A 12,059-nucleotide genomic window follows, 5' to 3' on the forward strand; every position below is an offset into this window, starting at 1 on the left:
CATGCAAGCCGCAATGCCGACGCTCGAATTCACAGAGCTCGAAGCCATGGACGCGCTGAACGACACCGATGACTACATGCGGGGATTCGCCGTGGGCGTCATCATCGGAATTCTCGCTCTGACCTAGACAGCTGCCGAACGGACCAATCGAAGGAGGTGCACTGTGCAGACGACGTCGCTGGAGTTCTCGGAACTCGAACAGATCGACGCGCCCACCGAATGGTGGGAGCACGCGAGCTACATCATCGCCATCATCGGCGGGGCGGCAGCCATCGCGACCTGACCGGAGTGCGGGCGGGTCCTCTCGCCCGCACTTCCCCTCCGATCCCAGAGAGGCCATGAACCGAAATGCCAGACCTGATCACCGACACCGTATCGGCACTGCTCGACGGCGCCGATGCCGTGGCGCAGCCGCTCGACCTGTACACCGGGGCGGGGACGGACTTCTACGAGCGGCTCGTCGGCCCTGATCGCGTGGAGGTCCGCGAGGTGCTGGGGCTCGCGAGAGTCACCGCCGACCCCGTGCTCGACATCGCGGCGGGGAGCGGGCGACTGACGATCCCGCTGCTGAGATCCGGCAAGCAGGTGACCGCGATCGACACCTCGCGAGACATGCTCTCGCACCTCCGCCGTGCGATGCCCGACCACCCGAGGCTCGACTGCATCGTCGCGGACATGCGCGATTTCCACCTCGGACGCCGCTACGGGCTCATCGTGCTCGGAGCCACATCCGTGACCCTGCTCGACCGCGAGGATCGATCGCTGCTGTTCGCGCGCGTGCATGAGCACCTCACCCCGGACGGGGTCTTCGCCCTGACCGTCGCGGGTGGCGCCGCCGCGGAGAGCCTGGCGTCGGCGAGAGACGAGGAGATCACGGTCCCCGGACCCGCCGGAACGGACACCTATCTCTTCTCGCAGCAGATCGAGGAAGGCGGCGCCGTCCGCGTGGTCAACTGGGTTCGAGCGTCCGACATCGACGCCGGTGCATCGGTGCCCGTGCTCACCAGCCGCTTGCACGTACTCGGTCACGAGGTCCTGTCGAGCGAACTCGTCGAGGCGGGATTCGCCGCGCCCGATGTCGCTCCCGTCCGTTCGCCGGGGGGAACGGACATCCTCCTGCTCACGACATCGCGAGGTCGCTCCCCGGGAGGCACGGGATGACGGCGGTTCTTCGGAAGCTCTCCCGTAGGCGGGCATCCCCGGCGACGGAGCCGCTGGGAGCCGACACCTGCCCGCTGCTGGCCCACGGTGTCGTCTTCGAGAGCACGGGCGAGGACGCGGCGTGGATCGCCGTCGTCGACGGGGTGCCATCGTCGAGGGTGTCGCCCGCGGTCATCGAACTGCTGACGGCGATGGACGGCGGGACCACGGTGCAGGCCCTGCACCGACGGTTCGCCGCGTCGGAATCGCCGGAGAGCTTTCTGCGACTGGTCGGACGGTTCCGGGACAACGGACTGCTCGAGGGCGGTGCGAAGCGCGCACCCGGGCGCATCAGCTACCGGCCGCCGTTCACCCTGCAATTCGCGACCCTTCGCGCGCCCACCCTCTTCGCACGTCTCGACGGCGCAGTCTTCCGCCCGTCCTCTCGCGTGCTTGTGGCATCTGTGGCCGTGCTCCTCTGCGCCGGGTTAGTGGCCGCGATCCTGCAGGCCGGCGACCTGCGAGACGTCCTCACCCGGCCGTTGCCGCTGGGTGCGGTGCTGACGCTGATCGTCCTGCTCTCGCTCATCACCCTGCTCCACGAGGGTGCTCACGGGCTCACCCTCACCAGGTTCGGCGGCAGTCCCCGACGAGCCGGGTTCATGATCTTCTATCTCACACCCGCGTTCTTCGTCGACGTCACGGACGGATGGCGTCTCGCCGACCGACGACACCGCGTGGCCGTCGCGCTCGCAGGTCCGGCGGTGCACGCCGTCGTGGCGGCGGCCGCGGTGCTGCTCGCGCTCGCCGCGCCCCGGTCCACGGTCAGAGACGTGCTGCTGCTTCTGGCCACGTCCTGCGTCGTCATCGTGCTCGTGAACCTCATCCCGTTCGTGCGATTCGACGGCTATATCGCCCTGATGAACGCCCTCGACACGCCGAACCTCCGTGCCAGGACCATCAGCGACGGTGCGAACGTGCTGAGCCGCCGGCTGTTCGGCGGAGCGCCGGTGAACCGGAGCGTGCAGACGTGGTGGAGCGTGCCGTTCGGTCTCACGAGCCTGCTCGCCCCGGTCGTGATGGTCGTGCTCGTGGTGACCAGGACGGTGCACGCGTTCGCCGACGGGGGACCGGTGCTCGGTCTGTTCGTGGTCGCGCTCGAAGCCGTCGTCGTCCTGGTGGGCTGCGGCCTGCTGGTGCGCGCGCTCTCCCGCGTGCTGCGCTCCGGCGTCTCCCGAGTCCGCTTCGTCGGAGTGTGTGTCGCCCTGGCTGCGGCGGTCGTGATCACCGGCACGCTGCTGCCCGTTCCCGCCACGGCGACGTTCGGGTTCGTCGCCGACGACGGTCGGGTGAGCCTCGTCCAGGGAGGCGAAAGGACCGCGGTCGAGGTGCCCGACGGCGCCCGCGTGCTGTTGAGCAGTCGCGGCATCCTCATGAACGAACCGCTGGGGGTGGGCAGTGTCCGCCCCCAGCCGCCGCAACCGATCACGGTTCCCGTGGACGCCCTGTTCCCCGTCAGAGCCGAGGGACTGACTGTTCCCGCCGTGGTCGTCGGGACCGTCGACGTGGAGATGCCGGAGCGGAGACTCCCGTCGACCGGCCAGGCCCGTATCGACCTCGGAACGACCAACGTGTGGCAGATGCTCTGGATGCGGGGTGTGATGGCGCCGCTGTCGCCCCTGTGGGCAGAAGAGGAGGAGAGGCAATGAAGACGAACCAGCCTGCGATCGAGGTGCGAGCGCTCACCAAGAGGTTCGGGCATCGGGCGGCGGTCGAGGACCTGTCGTTCGCCGTGCCGCGCGGTTCGATCGTCGGTCTGCTCGGGCCGAACGGCGCGGGCAAATCGACGACCCTGCGGGCCATCGTCGGTCTGCTCAGGCCCACGAGCGGCGACTGTCTGATCGACGGGGAGCCGTTCGCGGCGCGGCGCGATCCGGCGTCGCGCGTCGGAGTGCATATGGACGGCTTCGGGTTCGAACCGGGCATCACCGCGCGGCGGCATCTGGAGATCTGCCGACTCGCAGCCGGCGCGCCCCGTCGACGCGTGGACGAGGTGCTCGAAGAGGTCGGCCTCGCGGATGATGCCCGTCGTCGGGTGAAGGCCTTCTCGACGGGCATGACGCAGCGACTCGGTCTGGCGGCCGCACTGATCGGCTCTCCACGCACCCTCATCCTCGACGAGCCGGCGAACGGCCTCGATCCCGACGGCATCCGCTGGCTCCGCCGCTTCCTCCGTGACTTCGTCGCGCGGGGAGGGACGGTCCTGGTCTCCAGCCATCAGCTCCCGGAACTCGAACAGGTCGTCGACCAGGTCGTGGTCATCAAGCGTCGCGCGCTCTTCGCCGGCCCGCTCAGCGAGCTCGTGGCGGGAGACGTCGACTCGCTCGAGAGCAGGTATTTCGATCTCGTCGAGGGAGCATCGGCATGAGGGGTGTCATCCGCGGGGAGATGCTGCGGTCCGTGAGCGGTCCCTCGGTTCTCGCCGTCTATCTCGTCGCGGTGCTCATGCCGCTGTTCGTGCTCTTCTCCGACGGGTCGCGCTTCGACCTCGAGGGTGTCGCCGCCGGCGTGGCGACCTCTCGTCTCCTCGAGCCGCTGGCGTGGTCGGTGATCTCCGCCGCGTTCGTCAGCGCCTACGCGGTGACCAGGGAGTACTACTACGCGTCGATGGACAGGACGCTCACGGCAGTGGGGTTCCCGCGAACCTTCGGCGGAAAACTCGTGGCAGGCGTGGCAGTGGCCGTCGCCCTGTCGCTCGGTGTCTTCGCGCTGTGGACCGCGGGCGTCTTCGTCTTCCTCGTTCAGGACGGTGTGGCTCCGACCCTCACCCAGGAAGCCTGGCGCATCTACGCGGGGGCTCTGGTCGGCACGATTCTCGGTGCGCTCATCGGCGGCGCGATCGGCTGGATCACCCAGAACTACTACGCCACGGCGATCATCGTCCTCGTGTTCCCGATGGCGCTGGAGTTCGCATTGCTGCGCACGGCGCCGGAGGTCGCGAAGTTCTCGCCCGGCCTGGCCATCGCCGCCATCGGTGTGCCCGGGTATCAGGGCAGGCTGCTGGAGCTCGCCCCTGCCGTCGCCGTCGGGCTCGCGTGGACGTTCGGGCTGCTCGCGATCGCCTGGGTGCGAGGGCGCCGGAGCGCTGCGTGATCGGTCGGGCGCTGCGTGCTCAGACGCGCAGCCTCGCGGGCGATGTCGTCCTCCTCGGGGTCGCGGTCGCGGCGTTCGCGATGTCGCTGACGCTGGCGGCGAGCATCCCGTCCGAGGTCGCGAATGCCTCCGTCGACGCCCGCGCGGAGCTCGCAGCCCCGCTCAGCACCGTCCTCGCGACCTACGCGGGGATCCTCGCCGCCGTCTACGGCTCGTTCCGGTACACGATCGACCGTCGGGACGGGGTCGTCGCGCAACGTCTGACGATGCAGCGACGGTGGGTGATGCTCCTGGTCAGGACGATCACGTGCGCGGTGGGCGGTGCCGTCGTCGCGCTCGCGGCCGTGCTCGGCGGACACTCGGCGCTGACGATCGTCATGGGAGGAGTCCCGGTGGAGTGGTCGGTGCTTCTCTCCAGCCTCGTGCTCGGCGCGCTCGCCTCCCTCTGGGGGATGGGGATCGGACTCATCGTGCAAGCCCACCTCGCGGCACTCTTCGTCTCGGCTCTCTCGATGGGGGTGGCGGTCATCGTCGCGATGTTCTGGAGCGCCGGTGCCGCGTATCTGCCGCTTCTCACATTGCTCGAGGCCTTCCGGTTCGACATGGACGCAGTGGGGATCCCACCGCATCAGGAGCTGACCGGGCCTGTCGCTCTCCTGGTCTCCGCCGGATGGGTGCTCGCCGCGCTGATCGCGGGAGGAGCCGCTTTCCTTTCCCGCGACGTGAGATGACCGCGCCACGGGGAATGCGGGTGGCGCAGGCGGACGACGTAAAATCCCTAGGTGGCAACACCAAAGATCGTCCTCTTCTACGCGTTCACCCCTCTGGCCGACCCGGATGCCGTGCGCGTCTGGCAGCGTGACCTCGGCGAGGCACTCGGCCTGCGCGGACGCCTGCTCATCTCGAAGGACGGCATCAACGGCACGCTCGGCGGCGACATCACCGCGCTCAAGAAGTGGCTGCGTTCGTTCCGCTCATACCGCCCGTTCGCCGGTGCTGACATCAAATGGAGCGAGGGGACCGGTCTGGACGCCGAGGGTCGCAGCCTCGACTTCCCGAAGCTCAGCGTCAAGGTGCGTGACGAGATCGTGTCGTTCGGCGCACCGGGGGAGCTTCGCGTCGACGAGGACGGTGTGGTCGGCGGCGGCACCCGGCTGACCCCGGAGGAACTGCACGGCCTCGTGGAAGAGCGCGGCGGCGACGTGGTGTTCTTCGACGGGAGGAACGCCCTCGAGGCGCAGATCGGGCGCTTCCGCGGGGCTGTCGTGCCCGACACCGAGACCACCAGGGACTTCGTCGAGCTCCTCGACTCCGGCGTCTACGACGACTTGAAGGGCAAGCCCGTCGTCACGTACTGCACCGGTGGCATCCGCTGCGAGGTGCTTTCCAGCCTGATGACGGCCCGCGGGTTCGGTGAGGTGTATCAGCTCGAAGGCGGCATCGTCCGATACGGCGAGAAGTTCGGCGACGACGGGCTCTGGGACGGATCGCTCTACGTGTTCGATGGTCGAGGGTCCGTCGACTTCTCCGACCACGCAGCCGTCATCGGGGAATGCGTCGGGTGCGGCGCGCCGACCAAGCGCACCGCGAACTGCCCCGATCTGTCGTGTCGATCGCAGTTCGTGGTCTGCGAAGGCTGCGACGCCGTGCGCTGCACCGCTCACGCCGCCTGAGCGGTCGGCACCGCGGCACTGCTCAGGCCGTCGTCACCCCCGGCTCGGCGGCTCGCGGAGCGTACAGGGAACGCGGCAGCACCACCGCCTGCACCCTCGTCCTGCGGTCGGCGCTCCGACGCAATCCGGTCAGCACCTCCTTCAGGGGCTCGGAGAGATCGTCGGCCCTCTCGTCGGCGCGGGCGTAGTTCGAGCGCTCGACCGCGTCCGTGAGCTGCCGCATCGCCTCGGCAGGGACCTGATGCTGTGCCACCAGGCCGGCTGCGCGCACTCGGGGGGTGTCGGCGTCCGAGACGGGGATCTGCAGGTCGATCAGCGTATCCCGCAACTCGGCCCATGCAGCCGCGGAGTCCCCTCGGCGCGCTCTGCTCAGGCGCATGCGGCGTTCCACGAGGCGGATCATCGCAGGAAGCAGGAGCACCACGGCGACGCCGAACGCAGTGAAGACGACCGGCGTCGGGTCGAGGCGACGCAGCTCGTCGCTGCTGGCCGAGTCGCCTCCGGCGTCGTTGCGATCGATCTCCGGACCGGACGTCTCCTCGGCCTGCGGCGCCGTGGTCGGAGCGGGTGTCGACGGGGTTCCGGCGCTGCCGCCCTGCGTCGCTCCGGGACGGAACGCGGTGGGCACGCCCAGGGAGGCGGTGGGCTCGAAGGGCACCCATCCGATGCCGGGGAACAGCACCTCCGGCCAGGAGTGCAGCCGGTCGCTGGTCACGGAGAACACCGACTCGCTGCCGCGCTTCTCGTCGGTGAGGGAGCCGGGGAGATACCCCACCACGATGCGCACCTGCATGTCGAGGCTCTCCGCCATCAGAGCGAACGCCCCGGCGAAATGCACGCAGTATCCGGAGCGGACGTCGAGGAACTCCGCGACGGCGTCGGCTCCCGTCCCGTCGAAGCCCTCGTCCACCGGCGTCTCGAGCGAATAGGTGAACTGCGAGCGGAACCAGTTCTGCAGCGCGACGAGCCGGTCGTAGTCGGTGCTCGCGGCCGCGGTCACGTCGTCGGCGAGCTCGCTGATGATGTCCGGCAGCTCGACCGGCTCCGCGTCGGGGTCGACCACCGGCGACGCGGCATCGACCGCCCTGATCTGTTCGAGGGTGGGGATGAGCCGCGTGGAGGTGACCGTGTAGTCGTTGCCGACGGCGTCCGCGCCCCGGGAGTAGAGCGTGCGGTTGTCCGGAGCGATCCTCCACGCGTCGCTGAGGCCCTGCACGGCGGTGGCGGGATAGGGCACGGGAAGCCAGGAGCTCGACATCCGCAGCACCCTGATCGAGGTGTTCTGTTCCTCCGTCGCGATGTCCTCCGCCCATTCCGGGGGCCCGAACCCGTCGTCCTGCGCCTGCAGATCGCTGTCGTCGGGCTGCCAGACGCGGCCGTCGAAGCGGGAGAGGGTGGTCAGGCGCAGGTAGGGCGCGGTCTCGCCCTCGGCGGCCACCGTGAGCACCTCGACCGGGTTCGGCTGTCGCAGATCGTCACCGAGGCGCAGCGAGGCGTCCACGGTCACCCCGGTTCCGTTGCCGGCGAGGCTCGCGGTGACGGGAAGCAGTGGGGCGATGGCCACGGTCGTCGCAAGCGCGGCAGCCCCCACCGCCACGGCCAGAGACGTCGACGAACGGCGAGGGGACTCGGGATGCTTCCTGGCCGTGTAGCGGAGCAGCAGCAGTGCGATCACGCCGAACAGCACGAACCAGGCGACGTTGGTGTCGCCGAGCGTGACGATCATCGGCACCGCGCCGACGACTCCGGTCAGGAGCACCGCCAGCACGGCCGACCGGTGCGCCACGAGGTGGTCGAGCAGGATGGCGACCACCGCGAAGCCGACGCCCATCGCGGCCGCGAGGCCGGGGGACGGGTCCAGAGGAGCGGACCCGAACACGACCGCTTCGACCGCGGAGGCGCCCAGCACGCCGAACAGCGTCGCGGTCTCCGACGTCGGGATGATGCCGAAGAGAGCCGTATCGCCGGCGATGAGCAGCGTCACCACGGCGACGGCGACCACGATCTGCACAGCGAGCGTGGCGAGGTCCTGCACCCAGGCAGCCCGGTGACGCAGCAGGTGCCGCGCGAGCATTCCCGACCCGGCCACGGCGACGATGACCGCGATCACGGTGAACGACCACGCCCCGGGTGCGATCACCGAGGTGAACGGCCACATGGCCACGAGTGCCGCCGTCGCCGCGAGCGCCCCGGGACCGACGGCCCCGGGGGGATCGTCGTGGTCGCGGTGCCAGAACGCCGGCCTGCGCTCGACGGCGGCGGGGCTCGGCGGAGCGTGCTCAGCGCGGAACATCGCCGACTCCGATCCGTGCGGAGACGGCATCCTCCCACGCGGCCGAGATGTCCTCGCCGAGGGGCGCGACGGTCCACCCATGACGTGCCGCCGCTTCGGTGGCCCCCGGAAGAAGCTCGGTGCTGAACAGCATCGGCGCTGCGGCGCCCGCCGACCTCAGCAGTGTGGCGTCCTCCTCATCGAGGCGCCCGGTGATGTAGACGAGCGGTCCGGGAGGCGTGCCTCCGATGAGTGCCATCAGGTCGCGGTTCTCCCCGCGAGGCGTGACCATCGCGAGCGCTGCGAGCAGGCTGTCGCGGTCGTCCTCGTGCCCGCGGAGGGCGCCGAGCAACGTGCCTGCGCTGTCGATCACGTCGACGCTGTACCCCTCGGAGGCCAGATGCACGGCCGCGGAAGCGCACAGCGAGACGGCGGATTCGAAGGCAGGATCGACGTCGCTCCCCTGGGTATCCCAGCGGCGCCCGCTCCGGTCCAGCACGACCACCGCGTCGGGGCTGGACTCCTCTTCTTCCTGGCGAACCATGAGCTGACCGCGGTGTGCCGTGGCACGCCAGTGGATGCGCCGCATCGAATCCCCCGGGATGTAGCCGCGCGGCGAGAGGTTGTCACTGCCCTGTCCGAGCCTGGTCGATGAGGTGTGCGCTGTCCCCCCGGCCGCCCCGACCCGCACGGCGAGCGGGGCGAGGGCGAACACCTCTGGCACCACGGTGACGCTCCGGGTCTCGCCGAACGCCTGCTCACGCTGGGCCAGCCCGAACGGGTCGACGGTGCGCAGCATCAGCGGACCCAACGGCCAGACGCCTCTTCTGACACCGGTGATCAGGTAGCTGAGCTGCCCGTTCTCCGGAGGATACTCGCCGCCGGAGTCGCCCGACACCGCGTCGGGGAGCACATCGTGCCAGAGCCCGCGGGGGACGCGGATCGCGCGCAGCGAGAAGCGCACGGTCACGCGGGACGTCTCGGACACCGTCAGCAGATCGGTGGAGATCTGCCGCGTGACGGTGCCGGATCGTCGGGGCAGCCTGACGGCGAGGAGGGAGAAGAGCGTGACCGCCGCCAGCAGCATGCCGAGGTACAGCAGGATGCGGGTGCCCAGCAGGTTCGCGGCGATCATGCAGCAGAGCGCGGCGACGAGCGCTCCGGCGCCGCGACCGGTGAGGGCTCGTCGTCGTCGCATGATCGGTGTGTCAGGAACGGGTCGCGACGGGTACGCGCACCCGCTCGACGATCTGGGTGAGAGCGGCCTCGACGGGCTGGGCTCCCGTGCGATGTGCGCCGCGCGCCGGAAGCAGACGGTGCGCGAGGACCGGGATGAGCAGGGCAGTGATGTCATCAGGGATCACGTAGTCGCGGCCGTCGAGCGCCGCCCACACCTTCGCCGCCCTGACCAGCTGCAGCGTGGCCCTGGGGCTGGCGCCGAGGTGGAGGTTCGGGTCGTTGCGCGTCGCCTGCGCGAGGGCGACCGTGTACTCCTCGAGGGCCGGCGCGACGTGCACGGACCGTGCCCATGCGATGAGCTGCGAGATCGAGGACGCATCGGCGACGGGCGAGACGGCGGCGAGCGGGCTCACCACGTCCCGCTGGCGCAGCATGAGGGCCTCGGCCGCGGCGTCGGGGTATCCCATCGAGATGCGCATCATGAACCGATCGCGCTGCGCTTCGGGGAGGGCGTACGTGCCCTCCATCTCCAGGGGGTTCTGGGTCGCGACGACCAGGAACGGCTGGGGGAGCTGGTGGGTGGAGCCGTCGACCGTGACCTGGCCCTCCTCCATCGCCTCCAGCAGGGCGGACTGCGTCTTGGGGGAGGAGCGGTTGATCTCGTCGGCGATCACGATGTGCGCGAACACGGCACCGCGCTTGAACTCGAACTCGAGGTCGACCGGGTTGTAGACCGAGACGCCCGTGACGTCGCCCGGCAGCAGATCCGGGGTGAACTGGATGCGTCGCACCGTCGCGTCCACGCTGGCGGCGAGAGCCCTGGCGAGCATCGTCTTCCCCACGCCGGGAACGTCCTCGATGAGCAGGTGCCCTTCGGCGAGCAGGCATACGAGAGCGCTGCGCACCGCATCCGGTTTCCCGTCGATGACCTGGCCGATCGAACCGAGGATGGCCGACGTCTGCGCGGCGAAGCGTTCGGCGTCGATCGTCACCGGCATCAGGGGGGCGTTCTCTGGCATGCGTTCCCTCTCACATCGCGGCGCTGCGGTGCGCGTCACTCGATCGTAACCCTGCGCACGATGCGCCGCTCTGGCAGGTTCCCCTGAGGATGCGTGCACCGGATAGGCGCGCAGGGGAGCGCGGTTCGAAACGCGGCGCCGGTCGGGTTAGGATGGTTGACGGCTCTCCGCGTGGCGGCATCCAGGCCAATTCCCCCAGGGCGGAAACGCAGCAAGGGTAACCGGGCTCTGCTGGGTGCGCGGAGGGTCACTTTCATTTCCGGCGGGCGGGTCCGTCCGACGCTCAGTCGTCTCCTGGCTGCACCTGCGACAATCGTCCGGTGACCGTCACCCCGCCTCAGGCGCAGCACCCGCTCGGCCGATTCGCCTCACCGGTGCTGCTGCTCGTCGCCATGTGGGTCGTGCAGTTCGCCGACGCGATCCTCCCCGGCTCCTTCACCGGCTTCGGGTTGCGCTCCTGGGACGCCTCCGGACTCGGGGGCATCGTGCTCGGGCCACTCCTGCACGCGAACTGGCAGCATCTCATCGCGAACTCGGTGCCGTTCCTGGTGCTCGGGTGCCTCGTCGCCGTGGAGGGCACCCGCCGGTTCTGGGCCGTCACGGCCGTCGTCGCGCTCGTCGGCGGCATCGGCACCTGGGTGTTCAACGCGCCGGGCACACTCACGGTCGGCGCATCGGGGCTGGTGTTCGGCTACTTCGGCTATGTCGTCATGCGGGTGTTCGCCCCCGGCCGCGTCGCGCACCGCATCCTTTACGCCGTGATCGCCGTGGTCGTGATCGGGGTGTACGGGGGATCGATGTTCGCCGGCGTCTTCGGTGTCGCCGAGGGCATCTCCTGGCAGGGGCACCTGTTCGGCGCCATCGGCGGCGGCGTGGCCGCCTTCGTCGGTCGCCGCCCGAGAGCCGAGCGCGGAGCCCTGCCCGTATGAGTGCCGCACCGGCGTCGCGGGCGAAGCGCAAGCCGGCGGCGAGGAAGACGACGCGGCGAGGAACCGCGAAGCGCCGGCGCAAGCCCGGTGCTCGACGCCAGGCGGCGAATCGCCTCCGGCGCCGGAAGATCGCGCAGCGCCTTCTGCTTTCCGCCGGTGCGCTCATCGTGGCCGTCGGCCTCTTCGTCCTGATCCCGCTCGGTCTCGCGCGCGATCCCGCACCGATCTGCATCGACGATCCGCAGACGTTCCCCACGGCGGGGATCGAGGGCTGGAGCGGCGAGCAGCTCGAGAACGCCGCCACGATCATCCGCACGGCGGGGGCGCTCGGCTTCGGACGGGACGGGCAGATCCTCGGTGTGATGACGGCGATGGGCGAGAGCAGCCTGCGCAACATCGACTACGGCGACTGGGAGACGCGCGGATTCACGAACCCCGACGGTTCGCGCACCACCAGCATCGGACTGTTCCAGCAGCAGGAGTGGTGGGGCAGCGCCGAGCAGAGGATGGATCCCGCGACGGCGGCGACGCTGTTCTTCGAGCGGCTCGGACGGCTCCCCGACTGGCAGACGATGGAGCCGTCGCACGCGATCCATCGGGTGCAGATCAACACCGACCGCGACTACTACTCCCGGTTCGGGGCCGACGCCACGGCTGTCGTCGACGCCCTGTCCGGACCGTGCGAGTGACGCCA

13 protein-coding genes and 1 other RNA gene are annotated in these 12,059 nt (G+C 69.9%); 11 read left to right on the forward strand and 3 right to left on the reverse strand.

Translation table 11 applies throughout. The features are described 5' to 3' along the window. The first annotated feature begins 1 nt into the window (after window position 1). From mpaA2 to trhO, 8 genes are all read left to right on the forward strand, one after another. Entirely contained in the window at window positions 2-127 is a 126-nt protein-coding gene (gene mpaA2 / locus MOX01_RS19490) for an MpaA2 family daptide-type RiPP (protein WP_257021928.1), read from the forward strand. Window positions 128-163: 36 nt separating this feature from the next. Beyond that, window positions 164-283, forward strand: coding sequence for an MpaA3 family daptide-type RiPP (gene mpaA3 / locus MOX01_RS19535; RefSeq protein ID WP_307723493.1), 120 nt, complete (start codon window positions 164-166; stop codon window positions 281-283). A gap of 65 nt (window positions 284-348) precedes the next feature. After that, window positions 349-1,161 carry a daptide-type RiPP biosynthesis methyltransferase gene (gene mpaM / locus MOX01_RS05845; protein ID WP_141368859.1) on the forward strand — a complete coding sequence of 271 codons (813 nt, stop codon included), beginning with the start codon at window positions 349-351 and terminating at the stop codon, window positions 1,159-1,161. Continuing rightward, on the forward strand, window positions 1,158-2,849 hold the full coding sequence (mpaP, locus tag MOX01_RS05850; RefSeq protein WP_141368861.1) for a daptide biosynthesis intramembrane metalloprotease: 1,692 nt from the start codon (window positions 1,158-1,160) through the stop codon (window positions 2,847-2,849). Before mpaM ends, mpaP begins: the two co-directional genes overlap by 4 nt. Further along, the gene (locus MOX01_RS05855; protein ID WP_046747893.1) at window positions 2,846-3,568 is read left to right on the forward strand and encodes an ATP-binding cassette domain-containing protein; all 723 of its coding nucleotides are present in this window, start codon (window positions 2,846-2,848) and stop codon (window positions 3,566-3,568) included. The genes mpaP and MOX01_RS05855 overlap by 4 nt, the downstream gene beginning before the upstream one ends. Window positions 3,569-3,600: 32 nt before the next feature. Beyond that, window positions 3,601-4,293 (forward strand): ABC transporter permease, encoded by a 693-nt coding sequence (locus MOX01_RS05860; protein ID WP_230977813.1) that lies wholly within the window; start codon window positions 3,601-3,603, stop codon window positions 4,291-4,293. Next, window positions 4,290-5,024 carry a hypothetical protein gene (locus tag MOX01_RS05865; RefSeq protein ID WP_141368865.1) on the forward strand — a complete coding sequence of 245 codons (735 nt, stop codon included), beginning with the start codon at window positions 4,290-4,292 and terminating at the stop codon, window positions 5,022-5,024. The genes MOX01_RS05860 and MOX01_RS05865 overlap by 4 nt, the downstream gene beginning before the upstream one ends. Before the next feature lie 51 nt (window positions 5,025-5,075). Next, window positions 5,076-5,966 (forward strand): oxygen-dependent tRNA uridine(34) hydroxylase TrhO, encoded by an 891-nt coding sequence (gene trhO / locus MOX01_RS05870; RefSeq protein ID WP_058632105.1) that lies wholly within the window; start codon window positions 5,076-5,078, stop codon window positions 5,964-5,966. Window positions 5,967-5,988: 22 nt separating this feature from the next. On the opposite strand, the gene MOX01_RS05875 is transcribed toward trhO, so the two are convergent. From MOX01_RS05875 to MOX01_RS05885, 3 genes are read right to left on the reverse strand one after another with little or no spacing between them, the layout of a single operon-like run. Beyond that, on the reverse strand, window positions 5,989-8,259 hold the full coding sequence (locus MOX01_RS05875) for a transglutaminase TgpA family protein (protein ID WP_141368867.1): 2,271 nt from the start codon (window positions 8,257-8,259) through the stop codon (window positions 5,989-5,991). Next, window positions 8,246-9,436 (reverse strand): DUF58 domain-containing protein, encoded by a 1,191-nt coding sequence (locus tag MOX01_RS05880; protein WP_141368869.1) that lies wholly within the window; start codon window positions 9,434-9,436, stop codon window positions 8,246-8,248. Before MOX01_RS05880 ends, MOX01_RS05875 begins: the two co-directional genes overlap by 14 nt. A 10-nt stretch (window positions 9,437-9,446) precedes the next feature. Continuing rightward, window positions 9,447-10,436, reverse strand: a complete 990-nt coding sequence (locus tag MOX01_RS05885; RefSeq protein WP_141368871.1) for an AAA family ATPase — start codon at window positions 10,434-10,436, stop codon at window positions 9,447-9,449. 158 nt (window positions 10,437-10,594) lie between these two features. On the opposite strand from MOX01_RS05885, the gene ffs reads away from it, so the two are divergent. The 3 genes from ffs to MOX01_RS05900 all read left to right on the forward strand — a co-directional run bounded on the left by ffs (window position 10,595) and on the right by MOX01_RS05900 (window position 12,054). Further along, window positions 10,595-10,691: signal recognition particle sRNA small type (ffs, locus tag MOX01_RS05890), an RNA gene on the forward strand. Window positions 10,692-10,756: 65 nt separating this feature from the next. Beyond that, a complete protein-coding gene (locus MOX01_RS05895; RefSeq protein ID WP_061016496.1) occupies window positions 10,757-11,365 on the forward strand; it encodes a rhomboid family intramembrane serine protease in 609 nt (202 codons plus the stop codon). Then, the gene (locus MOX01_RS05900) at window positions 11,362-12,054 is read left to right on the forward strand and encodes a hypothetical protein (protein ID WP_141368873.1); all 693 of its coding nucleotides are present in this window, start codon (window positions 11,362-11,364) and stop codon (window positions 12,052-12,054) included. Before MOX01_RS05895 ends, MOX01_RS05900 begins: the two co-directional genes overlap by 4 nt. Window positions 12,055-12,059 lie beyond the last annotated feature (5 nt).

The sequence above is a fragment of the Microbacterium oxydans genome, from assembly GCF_006540085.1.
Lineage (GTDB): Bacteria > Actinomycetota > Actinomycetes > Actinomycetales > Microbacteriaceae > Microbacterium > Microbacterium oxydans.